The 20,094-nt window shown below is 65.0% G+C and carries 19 protein-coding genes; 11 read left to right on the forward strand and 8 right to left on the reverse strand.

Annotated features, from left to right (window positions below):
* Positions 1–181: 181 nt before the first annotated feature.
* Positions 182–895: a DUF599 domain-containing protein gene (locus XH83_RS14495; RefSeq protein WP_194407638.1), complete on the reverse strand. Its 714-nt coding sequence runs from the start codon at positions 893–895 to the stop codon at positions 182–184.
* A gap of 122 nt (positions 896–1,017) precedes the next feature.
* Here XH83_RS14495 and XH83_RS14500 point away from each other — a divergent pair, with 122 nt between their 5' ends.
* The 4 genes from XH83_RS14500 to XH83_RS14515 all read left to right on the forward strand — a co-directional run bounded on the left by XH83_RS14500 (position 1,018) and on the right by XH83_RS14515 (position 3,845).
* Positions 1,018–1,680: a glutathione S-transferase family protein gene (locus XH83_RS14500; RefSeq protein WP_194407639.1), complete on the forward strand. Its 663-nt coding sequence runs from the start codon at positions 1,018–1,020 to the stop codon at positions 1,678–1,680.
* A 305-nt stretch (positions 1,681–1,985) separates the two neighbouring features.
* Positions 1,986–2,189: a hypothetical protein gene (locus tag XH83_RS14505; protein WP_148773938.1), complete on the forward strand. Its 204-nt coding sequence runs from the start codon at positions 1,986–1,988 to the stop codon at positions 2,187–2,189.
* 174 nt (positions 2,190–2,363) lie between these two features.
* On the forward strand, positions 2,364–3,362 hold the full coding sequence (locus XH83_RS14510) for a hypothetical protein (protein ID WP_194407640.1): 999 nt from the start codon (positions 2,364–2,366) through the stop codon (positions 3,360–3,362).
* 42 nt (positions 3,363–3,404) lie between these two features.
* The gene (locus XH83_RS14515) at positions 3,405–3,845 is read left to right on the forward strand and encodes a DUF1489 family protein (protein ID WP_194407641.1); all 441 of its coding nucleotides are present in this window, start codon (positions 3,405–3,407) and stop codon (positions 3,843–3,845) included.
* Here the strand turns inward: XH83_RS14515 and panC are convergent.
* Positions 3,842–4,693, reverse strand: coding sequence for a pantoate--beta-alanine ligase (gene panC / locus XH83_RS14520; RefSeq protein ID WP_194407642.1), 852 nt, complete (start codon positions 4,691–4,693; stop codon positions 3,842–3,844). The genes XH83_RS14515 and panC overlap by 4 nt on opposite strands.
* Before the next feature lie 283 nt (positions 4,694–4,976).
* Here panC and XH83_RS14525 point away from each other — a divergent pair, with 283 nt between their 5' ends.
* The 4 genes from XH83_RS14525 to XH83_RS14540 all read left to right on the forward strand — a co-directional run bounded on the left by XH83_RS14525 (position 4,977) and on the right by XH83_RS14540 (position 8,808).
* Entirely contained in the window at positions 4,977–5,900 is a 924-nt protein-coding gene (locus tag XH83_RS14525; RefSeq protein WP_194407643.1) for a division plane positioning ATPase MipZ, read from the forward strand.
* A gap of 341 nt (positions 5,901–6,241) precedes the next feature.
* Positions 6,242–7,102 carry an alpha/beta fold hydrolase gene (locus XH83_RS14530; protein ID WP_194407644.1) on the forward strand — a complete coding sequence of 287 codons (861 nt, stop codon included), beginning with the start codon at positions 6,242–6,244 and terminating at the stop codon, positions 7,100–7,102.
* A gap of 159 nt (positions 7,103–7,261) precedes the next feature.
* A complete protein-coding gene (locus XH83_RS14535) occupies positions 7,262–8,008 on the forward strand; it encodes a VWA domain-containing protein (RefSeq protein WP_194407645.1) in 747 nt (248 codons plus the stop codon).
* A 71-nt stretch (positions 8,009–8,079) separates the two neighbouring features.
* Entirely contained in the window at positions 8,080–8,808 is a 729-nt protein-coding gene (locus tag XH83_RS14540; protein ID WP_194407646.1) for a DnaJ domain-containing protein, read from the forward strand.
* 237 nt (positions 8,809–9,045) lie between these two features.
* Here the strand turns inward: XH83_RS14540 and XH83_RS14545 are convergent, their stop codons facing one another.
* Positions 9,046–10,905: a D-alanyl-D-alanine carboxypeptidase gene (locus XH83_RS14545; RefSeq protein ID WP_194407647.1), complete on the reverse strand. Its 1,860-nt coding sequence runs from the start codon at positions 10,903–10,905 to the stop codon at positions 9,046–9,048.
* A 387-nt stretch (positions 10,906–11,292) separates the two neighbouring features.
* Between XH83_RS14545 and XH83_RS14550 the strand changes: the two genes are divergently transcribed.
* Positions 11,293–11,631, forward strand: coding sequence for a phasin family protein (locus XH83_RS14550; protein ID WP_194407648.1), 339 nt, complete (start codon positions 11,293–11,295; stop codon positions 11,629–11,631).
* A gap of 80 nt (positions 11,632–11,711) precedes the next feature.
* Here the strand turns inward: XH83_RS14550 and XH83_RS14555 are convergent, their stop codons facing one another.
* Positions 11,712–13,064: a pilus assembly protein gene (locus XH83_RS14555; protein WP_194407649.1), complete on the reverse strand. Its 1,353-nt coding sequence runs from the start codon at positions 13,062–13,064 to the stop codon at positions 11,712–11,714.
* Between the two features lie 475 nt (positions 13,065–13,539).
* On the opposite strand from XH83_RS14555, the gene clpS reads away from it, so the two are divergent.
* Together clpS and clpA are read left to right on the forward strand one after the other, a co-directional pair.
* Complete coding sequence (gene clpS / locus XH83_RS14560) at positions 13,540–13,872, forward strand: ATP-dependent Clp protease adapter ClpS (protein ID WP_026202494.1); 333 nt, start codon at positions 13,540–13,542, stop codon at positions 13,870–13,872.
* A 284-nt stretch (positions 13,873–14,156) separates the two neighbouring features.
* Positions 14,157–16,565 (forward strand): ATP-dependent Clp protease ATP-binding subunit ClpA, encoded by a 2,409-nt coding sequence (clpA, locus tag XH83_RS14565; RefSeq protein ID WP_194407650.1) that lies wholly within the window; start codon positions 14,157–14,159, stop codon positions 16,563–16,565.
* A gap of 69 nt (positions 16,566–16,634) precedes the next feature.
* Here clpA and XH83_RS14570 read toward each other — a convergent pair whose 3' ends face one another.
* The 4 genes from XH83_RS14570 to XH83_RS14585 form a co-directional block, all read right to left on the reverse strand.
* The gene (locus XH83_RS14570) at positions 16,635–17,093 is read right to left on the reverse strand and encodes a translation initiation factor 2 (RefSeq protein ID WP_194407651.1); all 459 of its coding nucleotides are present in this window, start codon (positions 17,091–17,093) and stop codon (positions 16,635–16,637) included.
* A 130-nt stretch (positions 17,094–17,223) separates the two neighbouring features.
* Entirely contained in the window at positions 17,224–18,645 is a 1,422-nt protein-coding gene (locus XH83_RS14575) for an MFS transporter (protein ID WP_194407652.1), read from the reverse strand.
* A gap of 132 nt (positions 18,646–18,777) precedes the next feature.
* Positions 18,778–18,939, reverse strand: coding sequence for a hypothetical protein (locus tag XH83_RS14580; protein WP_194407653.1), 162 nt, complete (start codon positions 18,937–18,939; stop codon positions 18,778–18,780).
* 67 nt (positions 18,940–19,006) lie between these two features.
* Complete coding sequence (locus tag XH83_RS14585; RefSeq protein WP_194407654.1) at positions 19,007–20,032, reverse strand: aldo/keto reductase; 1,026 nt, start codon at positions 20,030–20,032, stop codon at positions 19,007–19,009.
* Positions 20,033–20,094: the final 62 nt, after the last annotated feature.

Genomic DNA, 20,094 nt, shown 5'->3' on the forward strand with positions numbered 1-20,094 from the left:
GAAATCAGCCGCGAGGACGAGAAGCCATGTCCGCGATTCAAGCTGCCTGCCACAAGCTCGGTCTCGTAGGCGTGCAAAGCGAAGCGTGCCCACGACTTTGCGTATCGTCGTCGGACACGTGGGCAGGGCGCTTTGCGCCTTCGCCCACCTTACGGCACCGCGCCGCGTCGCACAGCCGCTCTCAATGACCGCGCCTGATCCCCTCATCACCGTCCGCCTCCGGCGCCATCGCGGCCCAGGCGCTGGAGGCGAATTGCCGTCGCCAGGTCACGACCACCACGGCGGCGGTGGTGACGAACAGCACCCAGGGGCTGACGAACCAGCCGAGATAGCCGAGCGCGAAGAAGAAAGCGCGCTGGCCGCGGTTGAAATGGCGGCCGGCGGATTCGAACAGGCGCGAGGTGCGGATGACGTGGGCTTCCGCCTCCGGCGTGTCGCGCCGCTCCGCCGGCGGCATGCCGCCGAACAGGATTGCGACATAATTGAACAGGCGATAGGCCCAGGCGAACTTGAAAAAGGCGTAGACGCAGATCAGCACGAGGCCGACGCATTTCAGCTCCCACATGGCCGGCGAGGTGCTGAGGTCGATCGGCAGCTTGCTCAGGATCGTGATGGCGTCGTTGGTGGCATGCAGCAGCGCCAGCGCGCCCCCAAGCGCGAACAGGCTGGTCGAGGCGAAGAAGGCGGTGCCGTTCTGCAACGAGGCCATGATCTGCATGTCGACCATGCGGGTGTCGCGGTCGAGCAGGCGGCGGACCCAGACCTCGCGGTAGCGGTTCATGCGCGCCGACAGGCTGTCCCGGCCGTAAGCCGAATGTTCCAGCGTCAGGGCATAGACCAGCCATTCGACGATGAAGAAGCCGACCGCGGTGACGTCGACCCAATGCCTGCTCATCTGTCTCTCCTCGGAAGCCGCCACGATTGCCACGCATGACAGGAGGCGGCAACGATTGATTGGCGGCAGGCGATGGCGTTAAAAGCGGCTCGCTTCAAAGCGTCTCGGGAAGGACTGATGGCATGGCTGCGCTGAAACTCGCGATCGGCAACAAGAACTACTCGTCATGGTCGATGCGGCCCTGGCTCGCGCTGCGCGCCAACGACATCCCGTTCGTGGAGACGCTGATTCCGCTCTACACCGACAATCCCGCGGACAAGGAGCAGATCCTGTCCTTCAGCCGCGCCGGCAAGGTGCCGGTGCTGGTCGACGGCGACGTCACGGTGTGGGATTCGCTCGCCATCATCGAATACATCGCAGAGCGCTATCCGGAAGTGAAGTTGTGGCCCGACGATGTCGCCGCGCGCGCCCATGCCCGGTCGGTGTGCGCCGAGATGCATTCCGGCTTCGTGGCGCTGCGCAGCGAATGCGGCATGAACCTGCATCGGCCGGTGCGTGCGATCGCATTGTCGGCCGACGCAAAAGCCAACGTCGCGCGCATCGAGGAGATCTGGCGCGAGTGCCGTGCGCGTTACGGCGCGAAAGGTCCGTTCCTGTTCGGCCGTTTCGGCGCGGCGGACGCGATGTACGCGCCGGTCGTGCATCGCCTGCGCACCTACGCGATCGACGTCGCGCCGGACACCAAGGCCTATATGGAGACGATGATGGCGCTGCCGGCGTTCCAGGAATGGACCCGCGAGGGGCTCGCCGAAACGCTTCTCATTGCCAAGTTCGAGGACGCCTGATCGCCGGGTCTGCCCGAGGCCGCTGGCCGCTTGCCGGCCGGCGGTGATCGTGGTCCGGAAATTGACCTGGCCCCTGGATTGCCCGGGCTGCGACACCGGCTGCGACACGCCGCCTGAACGCGCGGCCCGGCGGTATCATCGGCCCATCGGTTCCATCTCTATCACTCTGAAAAGACTGCCAAATATGGGCGTTTGCCATGCTGGCATGGCACTGGCCAAAACCACAACCCGCGTGCTATACAGCGCCTGGGTTTCCGGCCGGCCGTCGTAGTGGGACCATGGGCGAGGCAGGCGTTGTTTGAGTGATGGAGAGGGTGTTGAAGCACAAATTCCCGATTGGAACGCGCGTATTGTTCACGGCCAGCAACGTCGCGCGTCCTGCTGCCAGCGGCTCGTACGAGGTCATCCGTCTGCTGCCGACCGAAGGCGACGACTGTCAGTATCGGATCAAGAGCTCGACCGAAGCTTTCGAACGCGTCGCCAAGGAAAGCCAGCTCGCGCTGTCCTGAAGTCCGATCGCGTTCCCGAAGGCCGACGCGTTTCGCGCATTGGTGCCATCAGGGAATAGTGTTCTGCCGCCGTCAAAAGGCCCGCTTCACCTTCACAAGGTGGCCGGGGGCAATTGCCGACTCGCGGTACTCGCTTGACCATTCGCTCTCTGCTCGCGTGAGGGGACGTCGCGCATGAACTGGGCATGGGCCACTTCGCTCGACCAAATCTGGCGCTCGCCGGCCTTTCCGATGTGGATGACGCTGGCCGCGGCAGGATTCTTCGGATTGATCCTGCTGATCACGCTGCTGCGCGCCGACAGGTCGGTCGCCAATGGCGCGCTGACCGTCATTACGCTGCTCTCCATCGCGATCGCAGGTGCTGCCACCGTGCGCGTCTATGGACCGGCGGGGTCGGACGGGCCGATCGAGGCGCGCACACAAGGTGCGGTCGTCGCCAACCTGCCGGCGCTGTCCTGCCTTGACGATCTCGCCGGCGATGCCGTGGCCATCGGCTGCGAGAAGGCGCTGTTCGGCTCGCCGGACGCGGTGGCTGCGTCGGTGTCCTACACAGCAGTCCGGATCGACCGGCTGATGGCGCTCGGCGATGCCGCGACCGCCGAGAAGAGCCTGACGGCCGACATGAAAACGCTGCGCAAGTCTCTGGAGCGCGATCGCTACGGCCTCGTGGCGCAGGTACTGGTCGTGCGCGACGGCTGCACCCAGTTCGACTGTGCCGCGTTCCGTGCGCTGACCGACCAGCAGCAGGTCGCGGCCAACATGGATTCCCATCTCTACGACGCGCTGGTCGCGCGCCATGCGCCGACCTGGAACGCGCCCGCGACGGCGACGGCGACGGCGGCGCTGCCACCGACTGCGGCGCTCGCGGGTCTGCCGCCTTCGGCGCCGACGGGCAGGCCGACCAATGCGGAGTTCCCGAGCGCCAACTCGACGCCGCCGGTGAGCATCATGAATCCGGAGCCCACGGCGACGACGCGGCAGGCGGCGCCGGCCGCGAACGCAGCAGTAGCGCCGGCCGCTTCGCGCGCACCGGCCCCGACCTCGGCACAGGCCTCGGCTCCTGCTGCGAAGAAGCCGCCGGCCCCGAAGGCTGCGCGTGCCCCCGCAGCACCGGTTCCGCTCGCGCCCCCGCCGGCGACTGCGGCGGCTCCCGCGGCTGCGGATAACGAGTAGATCGGCATTCCAAATGCGGCGTTGCCCGGCTAATGCTTGGGCATGCCGCTACATCTGATCAAGCTCGCCGTCGGCTGCGACTCCGTCAAGGAATTGAAGGAGTGGATCGCCGAACGGATGCAGACCGCCAAGAAGAAGGGTCTGCCGCAACACCACATCCACATCACCCGCATGGTCCCCAAGCGCGACGCCGAGATCCTCGCGGGCGGGTCGCTTTATTGGGTGATCAAGGGCGAGATCGCCGCGCGGGAAAAGATCATCGGCATCGAGCCGTTCCGCGACAAGGACGGTATCGGGCGCTGCCGCATCGTGATGCAGCCGAAGGTGGTCTCGGTCTCGCCGCGGCCGATGCGCCCGTTCCAGGGCTGGCGCTATCTCACCGAAGATTCCGTGCCGCCCGACCTCGGCAAGTCCGCCGCCGGCTCGATCGCGGCGATGCCGGAGCCGATGCGGCGCGAATTGCGCGATCTGGGGCTGCTCTAAACCGCGATGTTGTCGATCAGTCGCGTCGTGCCGAGCTTGGCTGCGACCAGGATCCGCAGCGCGCCGTCCTTGCGCGAGGTGACGGGCGCCAGCGTCTCGGCATGGCGGACCTCGTAATAGTCGAGAGCAAAGCCCGCCGCCTTGATCGTCTCCGCGCCGCGCGCCATCGCCGGCGCGATGGCTTCGCCCGCCTTGATCCGTCCGGCGCTGTCTTTCATGGCGCGGTAGAGCACGGTGGCGGTCTGCCGCTCCTCGGGCGAGAGGTAGACGTTGCGTGAGGACATCGCGAGCCCGTCGCGCTCGCGCACGGTGCGCGAGCCGATCACCTTGACGCCGAGGTCGAGGTCGCGCGCCATCTGCGTCACCACCCGCAACTGCTGAAAGTCCTTTTCGCCGAAGATCGCGAAGTCCGGCCGGACTTGCGTGAACAGCTTGCCGACCACGGTGGCAACGCCGCCGAAGAAATGCGGGCGGAAGCGATCCTCGAGGCCCGCGAGCGCCGGCCCTTCCGGTACGATTCGGGTGGCGAAGCCTTCCGGATACATCGCCTTGACGTCCGGATGCCAGACGATGTCGACGTCCTCGGCCGCGAGCTTGGCGATGTCGGCCTTCCAGGTGCGCGGATAGGCACCAAAATCCTCGGTCGGGGCGAACTGGGTCGGGTTGACGAAGATCGACACCACGACGCGGCTGGCACGCCGCTTGGCGAGGCGGACGAGAGACACATGCCCGTCATGGAGGGCTCCCATGGTCGGGACCAGCGCGATCGTGGCCTTTCGCTTGCGAAGATTGTCGACGGCGCGGCGCAAGGTCGGGACCGTGCGGGCGATCAGGGGGCTTGATGACATCAGGACTCGGCGGCGTTGGGAATCGGCGCGACGTGATCTGCGCCCGGGGCGACTAACCTTAACAAGCAGCGATCATGGACGCCATGCATCCGGATGCGGCACAGCATCCCGCGCAAGACCGCACGCGACATCGCGACATTGTGGGCTGGATCACAGACGAAGATTGGCACTGCTATTCATGATGAAGCACGGCGCAGTACGATTTGTATGACCTGTCACGCATTTCACTTGACCGCAGACGCGGCCAACTCGAAGATATTCATCAGGGGTGTTGAGGATCGCCATGCTTGTGCAGGCTAGCCAAGGCCAATCCGGCTCGGCGCATGTGGTCGTGCTCGGCAACGAGAAGGGCGGCTCCGGCAAGTCGACCACCGCCCTGCACATCGCTGTTGCGCTCCTGAAGGCCGGCCAGCGCGTCGCCACCATCGACCTCGACTGCCGTCAGCAGAGCTTCACCCACTACATCAACAACCGTTCCGCCTGGGCCCGCCGCACCAAGCTCGACCTGGAACTGCCGGTGCATCGCTGCATCAAGCTCGGCGAGACCATGCAGATCGCCGAGAACGAGAATTCCGAGTTCCAGCAGTTCATGGAGGCGGTCTCGGCGGTCGAGAGCAGCTTCGACTTCATCGTCATCGATACGCCGGGCACCGACAGCTATTTGATGCGGCTAGCGCATTCGATGGCCGACACGCTGGTCACGCCGATCAACGACAGCTTCCTCGACTTCGACGTGCTCGGCACCGTCGATCCCGCGAGCTACGCGGTGACCGGCGAGAGCCATTACGCCGAGATGGTGCGCGACGTCCGCCGCAAGCGCCGCCAGCTCGATGGTTCGACCACCGACTGGATCGTGGTGCGCAACCGCCTTTCGATGCTCGGCTCCCGCAACAAGCAGCTGGTCGCCGAGGGGCTGAAGGATCTGTCGCTGCGGCTCGGCTTCCGCTACGTCGACGGCTTCGCCGAACGCGTCGTCTATCGCGAATTTTTCCCGCGCGGCCTGACCGCCCTCGACGAGATCGACGAGGCCACGCTCGGCATGCGGCCCAATCTCGGCCATCTCACCGCACGGGAAGAGGTGACGAGCCTGCTGCGCCAGCTCAAGCTGCCGCTCGACGAGCGCGGCCGCCGCCGTGCGGCAAATCGCGCCGAGTGGTTCAACCAGGTCGACAAGCCGCTCGAAGTCCACGACATCCTGGGCGCCTGAGACGGTATGGCGCTACTTCCGGTCGATCTGACCGGGCGGTTGCTCCGGGAACCCCGGCCGCGTTCGGCCGTTTTCATCCTGCGTTTACCGCGAAATTGAACCCGATCGAGACCGGTTGCGTCGGATGGTGACATGCATCCTGGCGTAGCCGTGGAAGAAGGGGATGCCCAGAAAACGTGTGCGGCGCACAACGAAAGGGCTGCCGGTTCACAATATTTGGCCTTCCTGTCACGCGCCTGTGACATATATTAGCGAATAGGCGACCAGGGGCCGGAGAGCCCCGGAAGAACACGATTTTCAACAGGGATTCAGGCCGCAAGAGCCTGAGGCTGAGGACGAAAATGAAGCGTGGAATTGCCGTTCTGGTTTCGGTCAGTGCCCTCTGCGGCATCGCCTATTTCACGGCGAGCAAGTGGGCGATCAAGCACGAGACCATCACCTTCTACGACGCCTCGCGCGACAATCGTCCCGTGCCCGTCCAGATCGCGGTGCGCCGCGACAAGGAAATGCAGGCCAATGCCGGCATGATCACGCTGCCGGTCGCAGTGATCAATCACGGCAACACCGTCAAGAACACCGAATACGGATTCCTCGCCAACATCTTCGCTGCGCGCGGCTACATGGTCGTGAGCCCGCAGCACGATCTGCCGACAGATCCTCCGATGGTCACCAAGCCCGGCGAGCTCTATGTCGGCCGGCTGCCGCAGATCCTGCGCGGCGTTGCCAACATCCATCTCGCCATGCAGGAGATGAAGAAGATTCAGCCCAATGCCGACTACGCCCAGGTGACGATGGTCGGCCACTCCATGGGCGGCGACATCACGATGTATTTCGCCAAGCAATATCCGGACGAGGTCAAGAAGGTCGTCACGCTGGACAATCTGCGCGTGCCCTTCGTCACCGCCGGCAAGTTCAAGATCCTGTCGTTCCGCTCTCAGGATCCGCAGTTCAAGACCGATGCGGGCGTTCTGCCGACCGACGAGGAATGCGAGAAGGCGGGCATCCAGGTCGTGAAGACCGAATTCCAGCATAACGACATGCGCGACACTGGCCCGGATGTTGCCAAGAGCTCGATCCAGAGCATGCTCGACAAATTCCTGAGCGCGACCGACAGCGAGATCCGGCCCGTCGACACGCAATCGTCGCCGCCCAACATCCTCGAGCCCGGCCCGGTCGCGTTGATGGCGCCTGCCAAGAGCTGAAGCGTTAAGAGCTGAAGCGTTAAGAGCTGAAGCGTTAACGGCTGACGTCAATCATCCGCCACGTTTTCAAAGCCTCCGCTGGCCTCCGCCTGCGGGGGCTTTGCACATTGACCCGACCGCTCGCGCTGACCACATTAGCCGTCCACGCAGGGTCAAGGGATGTCGGGCGAACCCATCAAGCCGCATCGCGGCAATGTCGCGGCGCAATCGGGCGGTGCGGTGCCGCAGGCGGGAACGTCGACCGCGGAGGACATCGCCGCGTTCGTTGCCAAGGCGCGGGCGCTGTCACCCCACGCGCCGGGCGCGAAGGGGCGGCTGATCTTCGCATTGGATGCGACGATGAGCCGGCAGCCCACCTGGGACATGGCCTGCGCGCTTCAGGCCGACATGTTTCGCGAGACCGCGACACTCGGCAGTCTCGATATCCGGCTCGTCTACTATCGCGGCCTGAACGAGTGCCGCGCCACGGGATGGATATCAGACAGCACCAGGCTCGCGGCCTTGATGAGCAAGATCGACTGCCGTGGCGGCGATACCCAGATCGGCAAGGTGCTGACGGAGGCACGACGCGAAGCGGTCGCATCGGGCGTGCGCGCCGTCGTCTTCGTCGGCGATGCCATGGAGGAGAAGGTCGACGAGCTCTGTGTCAAGGCCGGCGAGCTCGGCATGCTCAAGGTGCCCGTGTTCGTGTTTCAGGAAGGTCATGACGCGGTCGCCGAGCAGGCCTTTCGCGAGATCGCCCGCCTGACCGGCGGTGCCTGGTGCCGGTTCGATCCGGGCGCGGCCGCGCAGTTGCGCGAGCTGCTGCAGGCAGCCGCGGCCTATGCTGCCGGCGGTCGCGAGGCCTTGTTGAGATTGGCGAAGACCGCAAGCGGCGCGGCCAAGCTGATCGGCCAGATGAAATAGCGCTCACCCCGTCCTGGCTCGCGGCCGGCGTACGCCATGCATTTTGCCGCGAGGCCGACTATATTCCCGAGATGACTCTGATCGCCGGCGCTGTCGCCGTTATCACGCTCTATCTGCTGCTCCAGACGTTCCGCGCCGCCAACCCGGCGGTGCTGGCGCGTGCCATCAGGTTCGGTGGCGGCGTCCTGGCGCTGGCGATCGCAGCCTTCACGGGCTTGCGCGGCGAGCTGGTGGTGGCGATCCCGCTCGGGTTTTTCGGTGCCGGGCTGCTGGGCTGGACGCCGCTGGCAAACGCCGGATTCGGCAATATCGGTGGGTTGTTCGGCGGCGGTGGCGCTGCGCGCGCGTCAGGGCAGGCCTCACGCGTGCGCTCGCAATTCCTGGATATGCGGCTCGACCACGATACCGGCCAGCTTGGTGGGCAGATCGTCGCCGGGCCTCACGCCGGGCGCGATCTCGGCGAGTTCGACCTCCCGGGCCTGCTGGCCATGGTCCCGACCTTCGACGCCGAGAGCGTCGCCTTACTTGAAAGCTATCTGGACCGCCGGTTTCCCGCTTGGCGTCAGAACGCGCAGGGCGATGCGGCAGGGGGGCAGCGCCGCCCGGCGGCGAGCGGCAAAATGACGGCGGAGGAGGCCTACCAGATCCTTGGCCTGCAGCCGGGAGCGGGGCGTGACGACATCAGCCGGGCGCACAAGTCCCTGATGAAGAAACTCCATCCCGACCAGGGGGGCTCGAACTATCTCGCTGCCCGGGTAAACGAGGCCAAGGATACTCTGCTTCGTACGCATAACGGCTAACTCCGGCACCACGCCACAAACGCCCGTACCGTGTGAGCTCCGCTTGCTCCGTTTGCCGTCGCCCCGATGCCCGCCATTTCGGCGTGGTCGATCCCTTGAGCAAAGTTTTAACCGTAAATTCTTGACGAGAGGTTGTCGCGGAACAGCCTTGTCGAGACTGTGCCCGCATCGACACATCGCCAAAACGAAAATGCCCACGCAAGGCGCGGGCATTTCGTCTGGAACGGGGGGAGGAGATCAGTTGCGGACGGTGATGCAGGAGATCTCGGCGCGCTTCAGGGTGCGGCAGACCGCTTCGGCCTGGTCGCGCTCGAGGCCGGCGAAGCGGGCGCGGTAGAGCTTGCGATTGTCCTTGGCGACGACCTCGGTGAACGGGTCGGCCTTGCTGAGCAGGCCGCGGGCCGAGCTGCGCGCGGCGTCGATGCGCTGCTGGGCTTCGTTCTCGCTCTCGAGCGCGCCGACCTGGACGATCCAGCCGCTGTGGGTGACGGCGGGCTTGGTGGTGGCGCTCATCTGGACCGGCATCGGATCGGCGGAGGCGAGCTTCGGAGCGGCAGGGGCAGGGGTATGGGCGGGCGCGGCGGCCGTTGCGGCCGGCAGCACGCCGAGGATCCCGTTGCCGGTACCGAAGCCGGCCGGCTGCCGCGGCAGCTCGGTGCGGGCCATGTCTGCTTTCGGCGCTTCGGGATGGCTGGCGATCTCGGGCTTGTTGATGAGATCGGCCCGGGCGACCACGGCGCCTGAGGTTTCCGCGACCTCGGAACGGGACGGAATGGCGTTGGTGACCGGCGGGGCGACCTGGACCGGGGCGGGCGCGGCGGAGGCGACCTTCACGGCGCCGGCCTTGACCTGAACCGTCTTGACCCGGACCGGCTTCATCGGCTCGGACGAGCCGGGGATGAGGGAGAGCGGCTGGCTCGAGATCACGCCATTGGTGAGCGGCGCGGGCTCGATCTTGGATTCCGTCGGCCGAACCTCGGGCTTGCTGGCTTCCGGCTTGTGCGGTGCGGGCGGCACCGCGGCCGTCGCGGCGGCAAGCGTCGACAGGCGGGCAGCGAGACGAGACGGGGCAGACTCGGGAGCGGGGGCCGCAGCCTGGACCGGCGCAGCGGGCCGGACCGGTGCAGCATCCGAGGCGTCAGCAACATCGGTCGCGGTGTCGGCAGCGTTGCGCTCGGTGACCGCGACGACGGTGTGAGTGGTCGCGCCCTTCTCGAGATTTTCCGCGAGCAGGTTGCGCATGATGGCATCGCGCGAGCCGCCGCTGCGGCCGCCGAGCACGACGCCGATCAGATGGCGGTTGCCGCGGCGCATCGAGGTGACGAGGTTGAAGCCGGAGGCGCGGGTGTAGCCGGTCTTGATGCCGTCCACGCCCTCGACGCTGCCGAGCAGGTGATTGTGATTGCGGATCGACTGTCCACGCCAGTTGAAGGTGGAGGTCGCGAAATACCGATAATAGCGCGGAAAGCGCTCCTGGATGGCGCGGCCGAGCGTGGCCTGGTCGCGCGCTGTCGTGACCTGCTCGTCGTTGGGAAGGCCGTTCGCGTTGCGGTACACCGTCCTAGACATGCCGAGCGCGCGCGCCTTGCGCGTCATCATCTGGGCAAAGTCGTCCTCGTCGCCGGCGATCGCTTCCGCGATCACCACTGCTGCGTCGTTCGCGGAGCGGGTGACGAGACCCTTGATCGCGTCCTCGACGCGGATGGTCTGGCCGGCCCGCAGGTTCAGCTTGGTCGGATCCTGGTCGGCGGCGTGCTGGGACACCGGCATCTCGGTGTCGAGCTTCATTTTGCCGGACTCGAGGCGCTCGAACAGCAGATAGAGCGTCATGATCTTGGTCAGCGAAGCGGGGTGGCGGATCCCGTCGGGGCTCGTTGCCTGCAGCACCGAGCCGGAATTGCCGTCGACGATGATGGACGCGAATTTCGGGCTCGAGCTCTCGGACACATCGCGCTGCACCCGATGGTGCGCGTAGTGGCGGCGGTGGCGCCGAGCCTCGGCGGCATCGGTGGTGAAGATGACCGCGGTCGTGACCGTAAGAAGCCCAAAAACGCCAACCCGCGCCAAGCGCGAGGAAGACAAGTTTTTACGAAGCATGGAACCCCGTCCCCGTTTCTCAACTGATCACCGGCTCGTGAGGCGAAATTGTGCCCAATGGACCCGGGATCATTACCTGCTCAGGCTGCCCCTCCGCTGGTGTTCGCCGCGGGGGACGTTCGGCCTGAGCCGCTATTCTGGCTAAGGTGATGTTCTCAAACGGCTTTTGACCGCTTGCGGAAGCTGAACACGTCCGGGAATCAAGGTAGGGGGCCGCGGTTTCCAAAAGCTTAAGAAACCCTTGCGGGAAACCCCGGGAATTTCCGCGATTTGCACTGGTTTTTGTGCGTCGCACAAAGATTCTTGACTTATTTGTGCATTGCACTAATAATGGGCACAGTCAGGGAGCCGGGGCTTCCGACCAAAGCCAGGGAAAAGGATTCCGAAATGTTCAAGGTTGAAGACTTTCAGAACTACGGGAAAGAGCACTTCGAGCAGTACGTCGCCTCCGCGACCTCGGTGCAGCACGGCCTTCAGGCGATCGCCAGTGCCTATGGCGACTATACGAAGAAGTCGTTCGAAGACACCAAGTCCTTCGTCGAGAAGCTTTCCGGCGTGAAGTCGCTGGACAAGGCCGTCGAAGCACAGACCGATTTCGCCCGTTCCGCCTACGAGACCTTCGTTGCGGAATCGCAGAAGATCGCCGGCCTCTACAGCGACCTCGCCAAGCAGGCGTTCAAGCCGGTCGAGACCATCGTGTCGAAGTTCACCCCGGCCGCCCAGTAAACGTTTTTCAGGACATCCTGGAATCGAAAAGCCCGGCTGATCCAGCCGGGCTTTTTTGTGCGCGCGCTCAACCGGTCGGGTCAGCGTGCCACGCGCAGCTTGGACAGTGAGGTGCCGATGTCCTTGAACACCGAGACGGTCTGGCTGGCCGAGGTGACCAGATAGAATTTGTCGGTGCTGCTGGCGCAATATTGCAGCACGCTCGAGGTCGGATCGCTGCCGGTGTTCACCTGCACCGTGTAGATCGTGATGTTGTTGGGCTGGGCCTTGGCATTGTCGCACAGCTTCTTCTGCCGTGCGTCGATCTGCGCGGCGTTGTTGTACCAGCGGTTCTGCGTGTTGAGACCGTCGGACAGCAGCACGATCGCGTCCTTGTAGGTGTAGTTGGTGTCCTTGGCCGGCGCGTTCATGGGATCTCCGGTCGACAGCGTCATCCACCCCCAGGCCAGGCCAATGCCCTGGTTGGTGTTGCCCGTGGGCTTCATGGCGTCGATGCGGCTCTTGAGCGCGGACCAGTCGTAGCTCAACGGCATGATCGGCTGCAGGTAGGACCAGCTGCTCGTGTTGCAGTAGGAGTACTGCTCGGCCGGGAAGAGCGTCCCCACATTGCCGTTCGTCGGCGTGGTGTTCTTGGTGTCGTAGTCCTGATCGCGATCGGCCACGCAACCGGTCCAGGTGTTGTGGTTGGCCGGCGTCCACTTCCAATTGTTGCAGTTGTTGGAGTTGCCCGACGCGCAGCTCCAGCCGCCGTTGGCGGCATCCCAATCGCTGAAATCGATCCAGCTCTTGTTGTAGTTGCTGGCGCCGACGTTGACGTCCTTGGCGAAGGGAACGATCGAGATGTAGACGTCGCCGGTATTCTTGGCGAGCGCGCTGAGTTGATCGACCAGATTCTTCGCGGCCGTCTGCATCGCCTCCATCTTGCCGTCGTTGGCCATCGAGCCGGTGTTGTCGAGCACCAGGGCTACGCGCATGCGGACGTTGCCCCAGGCGCTGGTGGACGTGGTGCCGACGTCGAGCGTCGGAAAGCCGGCGATCTTCATGAAGGTGGTCGTGTAGGTGCCGGTTCCGCTGAGCTGGATCGTTGAGCCCATGCTGGTGCTCGCCGTATAGGTGGCGGCCACGCTGACCGAGGGTAGGGCGGACGTCGCGGTAAACAGCGCGTTGAAATAGGCTTGCGCCTTCGTGCTGAGCTGCGAGGTGGTGATGGTGCCGGACGACAGATCCTTGGAAAGCATCAAAGCGGCGGAGTCGAGGGCCGCCTGCATGGACGTGCGGGCCTGGACGGCGCGGCTATAGTCGATTGCGGCACCGATGAAGCTGAGCACCGGGACCAGCGCGATCGCGAAGATCATGGCGATATTGCCTTGCTCGGCCGCTGCGAAGCGGGCGAACTGTCGACCAATCAGGCTGACGAGCGGCGAGCGAAACATGACGAGCCCCGAAATCGGTGGTTTTGCCCGATTTGGCGCCACGCCATTGAAGACCTGGTAAATCGCACCGTAGAAGACCGGGGTATCCCGGGCGAAACGTCGCAATCGTGTTAAATGTCCTGGTTCCTGGTCAACATGTTCTAAGCAGGAGGGGCATAAATTTTTGTCAAATCGGTCCGGATTGATTAACCTTGGCAGGATCGCCCGGACCGGGAATCGGGACTGCCGTGGCCGGACTTCCAGCGCGCTTGCGGCGGGCCGGAGGCAGGCCCATATTGCTGGCGAACGATCCGGCTTGGACCGGATTTGTCGGGAGCGGCGATCCAACACGGCGGCGCGCCTGCGCCAGGCTCCGAAGGGCGGGGTCGCGCGGCGACCGCCATTCGCTTCCGTGGGGAATTTGAACGCCTGAGCCATGCCGCAATTGACTTCCAGACTCGACCCGTCCGCGCCAGCCGCTGCCTACGCTCCTCGCATGAGCAATGACGAGAACCGTTCGGGTAACCCCTCCGGTCCGAACACATCGGTCATCACCAAGGTCAAGCCCAAGACCAAGCGACCGAACCTCTACCGCGTGCTGATCCTGAACGACGACTACACGCCGATGGAGTTCGTCGTCCACGTGCTGGAGAAGTTCTTCAACAAGGACATCGAGGCGGCCACCAAGATCATGCTGCACGTCCATCATCACGGCATCGGGGAGTGCGGCGTGTTCACCTACGAGATCGCCGAGACCAAGGTGACGCAGGTGATGGATTTCGCCCGCAAGCACCAGCATCCGCTGCAATGCGTGATGGAAAAGAAGTAAACGCCGTTCGCGTTCTCGAGCGTGGTTCTGTTCGCGTGGTGTGTGTGCTGGCAGCACGTCTTGCTGCATGATCCGGTGAACATCGGCACCGGCGTCAATCCTGCCCAAATGGGTAGTTCTGCCCAAATCGGAACGGGTTTTGCATCGAAAATACCGTGGGCGTGTCGCCGCCGAGTCGCGGAACCGGTCTTTCGCCGCGGTCTTGTATAACTATATGTGACAAAGGTTGTTGTTGCCTGACCGGGCGATCACGACCATGATGATGGGGGCCATAGAGGACGCGAATGCCGACTTTTTCCCAAAGCCTTGAACAATCCCTGCATCGTGCGCTGGCGATCGCAAACGAGCGTCATCACCAATACGCGACGCTCGAGCATCTCTTGCTCTCCCTGATCGACGACTCCGATGCTGCCGCCGTCATGCGCGCCTGCAGCGTCGATCTCGACAAGCTCCGCACGAGCCTCGTCAATTACCTTGAGACCGAATTCGAGAACCTGGTGACCGATGGCGCCGACGACGCCAAGCCGACCGCCGGTTTCCAGCGCGTGATCCAGCGCGCGGTGATCCACGTGCAATCCTCCGGTCGTGAAGAGGTGACCGGCGCCAACGTGCTGATCGCGATCTTCGCAGAGCGCGAGAGCCACGCCGCGTATTTCCTGCAGGAGCAGGACATGACGCGCTATGACGCCGTCAACTACATCAGCCACGGCATCGCGAAGCGGCCGGGCGTCTCCGAGGCGCGCCCCGTTCGCGGCGTCGACGAGGAGACCGAGGCCAAGGGCAACGAGGACGCCAAGAAGAAGGGCGAGGCGCTCGAGACCTATTGCGTCAACCTCAACAAGAAGGCGCGCGACGGCAAGATCGATCCGGTGATCGGACGCAATTCCGAAATCAACCGTGCGATCCAGGTGCTGTGCCGCCGGCAGAAGAACAACCCGTTGTTCGTCGGTGAAGCCGGCGTCGGCAAGACCGCGATCGCGGAGGGCCTCGCCAAGCGCATCGTCGACAGCGAAGTGCCGGAAGTGCTGGCTGCCGCCACGGTGTTCTCGCTCGACATGGGCACGCTGCTCGCGGGCACGCGCTATCGCGGCGACTTCGAGGAGCGCCTGAAGCAGGTGCTGAAGGAGCTCGAGGCGCACCCCAACGCCATCCTGTTCATCGACGAAATCCACACCGTGATCGGTGCGGGTGCGACGTCGGGCGGGGCGATGGATGCCTCTAACCTGCTGAAGCCCGCGCTCGCCTCCGGCACCATCCGCTGCATGGGCTCGACCACCTACAAGGAATATCGCCAGCACTTCGAGAAGGACCGCGCGCTGGTGCGGCGCTTCCAGAAGATCGACATCAACGAGCCGACGGTCGAGGACGCCATCGCGATCCTCAAGGGTCTCAAGCCCTATTTCGAGGACTATCACCGGCTGAAGTACACCAACGAGGCGATTGAGGCCGCGGTGCAGCTCTCCTCGCGCTACATCCACGACCGCAAGCTGCCGGACAAGGCGATCGACGTGATCGACGAGTCGGGCGCGGCGCAGATGCTGCTGGCCGAGAACAAGCGCAAGAAGACCATCGGCATCAAGGAGATCGAGACCACGATCGCCTCGATGGCGCGGATCCCGCCGAAGAGCGTGTCGAAGGACGATGCCGAGGTGCTCAAGCATCTCGAGACGACGCTGAAGCGCACCGTGTTCGGCCAGGACAAGGCGATCGAGTCGCTCGCCGCCTCGATCAAGCTGGCGCGCGCCGGCCTGCGCGAGCCGGAGAAGCCGATCGGCTGCTATTTGTTCTCAGGTCCGACCGGCGTCGGCAAGACCGAGGTCGCCAAGCAGCTCGCGGCGTCGCTCGGCGTCGAGCTGTTGCGCTTCGACATGTCCGAGTACATGGAGCGGCACACCGTGTCGCGCCTGATCGGCGCGCCTCCCGGCTATGTCGGCTTCGACCAGGGCGGCCTGCTCACCGACGGCGTCGACCAGCATCCGCATTGCGTGGTGCTGCTCGACGAAATCGAGAAGGCGCATCCCGACCTGTACAACGTGCTGCTCCAGATCATGGATCACGGCCGGCTCACCGACCACAACGGCAAGCAGGTCAACTTCCGCAACGTGATCCTGATCATGACCACGAACGCGGGTGCGTCCGATCTGGCCAAGCAGGCGTTCGGCTTCACGCGCTCGAAGCGGGAAGGCGACGACCACGAGGCGATCAACCGGCAGTTCGCGCCGGAATTCCGCAATCGCCTCGATGCCATCGTCTCGTTCGGCCATCTCAGCGTCGAGGTGATCGGCACCGTCGTCGAGAAGTTCGTGCTTCAGCTCGAAGCGCAACTCGGCGACCGCGACGTCACCATCGAGCTGTCGGAGCCGGCCAAGGCCTGGCTGGTCCAGCACGGTTACGACGAGCAGATGGGCGCGCGTCCCATGGCCCGCGTGATCCAGGAGCACATCAAGAAGCCGCTGGCCGACGAGGTGCTGTTCGGCAAGCTGAAGGGCGGCGGTCACGTCCGCGTCGTTCTGGTCAAGGACGAGGCCGACGAGACCAAGGAAAAGATCGGCTTCGAATTCGTCGAGGGCCCGGTCACGCCGAAGCAGGAGAAGCTGCCCGGCACCCGCAAGCGCCCGCCCGGCAAGTCCAAGCCGGGTGGCCCCGGCGGCTCGAAGGGGCCGACCTCCAAGGGCCCGCTGGTCAAGGCTTGATCACGAGCAATATGAATCGAAAGGCCGGCTGCGAAGCCGGCCTTTTTGTTTCTAAGGCGGAGCGTAGGCTCAGGTCCCGGCCTCTGGCGCGGCCGCTGGCGGACGCGGCTTCTTCGGCGCGGCTGGTCGCGCGCTACGGGGAGGGGCCGACGGCTGCATCGTCACGATGACCGGATTGGGCTTGTGATCGGTGGCTGCCCCGGTCGCGGCATCGACGCCCATGCCGATGAAACCACCGGCGAGGAGATTGCCGGCGAAGCCGGCGGCGCCCGTGCCCGACACCTCTTTGGTGAGCTGCACCGTCTGGGATTGATAGCCTTCCTTTTCGAAGGTGATCGTAATGTCGGCGCTACGCTTGGCGACGATGGCGCAAGGTGTTGTGCAGGTTGTCGGCACCTCAAGCCCGGTGACCACGGCTTCCACGCCTGACGGTGTCGATGAAATGCTGATGTTCTCGGTCGTGCCGCGCGTGACGGACGCGCAGCCGCCCAGCATGACGCTGAGCGCCATTATTCCCACTACACGCATGAAATGCCCCTAATTTCCCCGGCGCCTATCAAGCGCAACCGGAGCGCGAGGGCAAGAGGTCATTGGTCCGGATAGTTAAGCCACGCAGGGGTTGTGCACGGGAATGGCGGGTACCGGAAGGTGGACGCCGTCAATCGCCCCGCAAGCGCTGATCGTCCTGCACGCGGACGTGTTCGGCGCCGCGCGCGCCGGCCGGCGACAGCCGCAGCATGCTCAGGACCGCGCCGCAGAGTGCAAAGCCGACGCCGGCAAGCAGCGCCAGCCTGGTGCCCTCGACCGGATACCGTCCGAGCAGCAGCGCCACCAGCGCTGCGCCGGTGGTCTGGCCGAGCAGGCGCGCCGTGCCGAGCATGCCGCTGGCCCCACCGGCGCGCTCGCGCGGGGCGGCGGCGATCATGGTGCGGTTGTTGGGGGTCTGGAACAGGCCGAAGCCGGCGCCCGCCAGCGCCATGCGCCAGATCACGTCGAACGGCGTCGGGGCCGCGGGCAGGAGCGCGAGCGCGGCCAGGCCGCAGGCGAACAGCGTGAGCCCGATGCCGCCGAGCAGGCCGGCCGGATAGCGCTCGACCAGGCGGCCGGCGAGCGGCGCCGCGAACGCCACCGCGATCGGCCATGGCGTGATCAGGAGGCCCATATGCACGGCCGAATAGCCGAAGCGGCTCTGGAGGTAGAAGGGGATCGCGACGAAGGCGAGCATCTGCCCGCAGAACGAGGCGATCGAGGTCGCAATCGACAGCGCGAACACCGGGATGCGCAGCAGATCGATCGGCAGCAGCGGCGAGGTCATGTGGGTTTCCCGCCAGACCAGCAGCGCGCCGGCGAGAAGAGCGATGGCGAACTGGATCAGGCAGGTGATTGCTGCCTCGCCATGACCGACGCTGTCGACCGCGGCGATGCCGACACCAAAGGTGATCGCGGACAGCCCCGCGCTCTGCCAGTCGAAGGAGCGATTGGCCGGCTTGGTGTGCGGCAGGCTGCGCAGGCCCAGCAGCAGCGTCACCGCGCCGAGCGGCACGTTGATGGCGAACAGCCAAGGCCAGCTTCCGACCGCCAGGATGCCCGCGGCGAGCGTCGGGCCGATTGCAGCCGAAAAAGCGACGACAAGCGCGTTGAGCCCGATGCCGCGGCCAAGCTGGCTGCGTGGATAGGTAAAGCGCACCAGCGCCGAATTGACGCTCATGATGCCGGCGGCGCCGAAGCCCTGGATGATGCGCGCGACAGTCAGCAGCGGCAGCGTATGCGCCAGCGCGCACAAGGCGGACGCCAGCGTGAACAGCACCAGCCCGACCAGATAGACGCGGCGATAGCCGACGATCTCGCCGAGCGAGGCCAGCGGCAGCAGCGAGATCGTGATCGCGAGCTGGTAGCCGTTGACGATCCAGATCGAGAAGGCCGGACTGGCGTCGAGGTCGGCCGCGATCGTCGGCAGCGCGACATTGGCGATGGCGCTGTCGACGACGGCCATGATGATGCCGAGCGCGATCGTCAGCACCGCCTGATTGCGCTGCGGCTGCGGCAGGCCGTCGGCGTGCTCGATGGGGGCGGACGACATGATGGAGGCGCGGTTGATTCGAGCCGTGATTCATCTCCGAATAGGAAATTGCCGGATCGACGGCAACCCGTCAGGATACCGCCAGTTCCCGTAACGGCGCGGCAAACATGGCTCTGTACGGCCTCCGCGGGCTTACCAGCGAGCGGTCGATTTTCCGAAGATATAGAGCGCGACGAGGCCGAACGTGACGGCCGTCGAGGCAATGAGCACGGCGCGATCCCAGTCGATCCGCTGCCGCTCGGCGCGGTTGAAATTGAGGACCATGAACAGGGCCTTCATGGCAAATCGGCGCATCGGCGGCCTCGCGAGGGCCGCAGAATGCCACGGCCGACGCAAGCGGGCTTGATGCAGCTCAAGCGTCCTACACGGCCGGCGGATTGCGGTCGGTGAAGGTCGTGCGCTGGTGCCAGTAGGGATAGGGCAGCGTCACCTTGCTCGCCGCATCGAGCTTTGCGATCTGGTCCTTGGTCAGGGACCAGCCGACCGCGCCGAGATTTTCGCGAAGCTGCGTCTCGTTGCGCGCGCCGATGATCAGCGTCGAGACGGTCGGGCGCTGCAGCAGCCAGTTCAGCGCGATCTGTGACACGCTCTTGCCCGTTTCCTTCGTGACCTCGTCGATGGCGTCGACGACACGATAAACATGCTCGTCCGGCACCGGCGGGCCGAACTCGGCGGTCTTGGGCAGGCGGCTCACTTCGGGCTTCGGCTGGCCCCGGCGGATCTTGCCGGTGAGGCGGCCCCACCCGAGCGGCGACCAGACCACGGCGCCGAGCCCCTGGTCGAGGCCGAGCGGCATCAGCTCCCATTCGTAGTCGCGCCCGATCAATGAATAATAGGTCTGGTTGGCGACGTAGCGCGGAAAGCCGTGCTTGTCGGCAAGTGCGAGCGACTTCATCAGGTGCCAGCCCGAGAAATTGGAAACGCCGACATAGCGGATCTTGCCGGCGCGCACGAGCACGTCGAGCGTCGAGAGCACCTCCTCGGGCGGCGTGAAGGCGTCGAAGCCGTGAAGCTGAAAGAGATCGATGTAGTCGGTGCCGAGCCGACGCAGCGAAGCGTCGATGGCGGTGAGCAGATGCTGCCGTGACGAGCCGATGTCGTTGGGACCATCGCCGAAGCGGAAAGTGGCCTTGGTCGAGATCAGCACCTTGTCGCGGCGGCCCTTGATGGCTTCGCCGAGCACGCGCTCGGATTCGCCGAGCGAATAGACATTCGCTGTGTCGAACATCGACACGCCGGCCTCGAGGCAGATGTCGAGCAGGCGCCGCGCTTCGGTCGCGTCCGTCGTTCCCCACGCAGCGAGGCGGCCGACGCCGCCGAAGGTGCCGGTGCCAAGGCTCAAGGCGGGCACCATGAGGCCTGATCGGCCCAAGCGTCGGTATTCCATCGAAATGCTCCTCGGCTGGCTGCTGATTGATCGATGCGGCCTTGCATCGAGGTTAGCGCAAG

The organism is Bradyrhizobium sp. CCBAU 53351, from assembly GCF_015291745.1.
GTDB lineage: Bacteria > Pseudomonadota > Alphaproteobacteria > Rhizobiales > Xanthobacteraceae > Bradyrhizobium.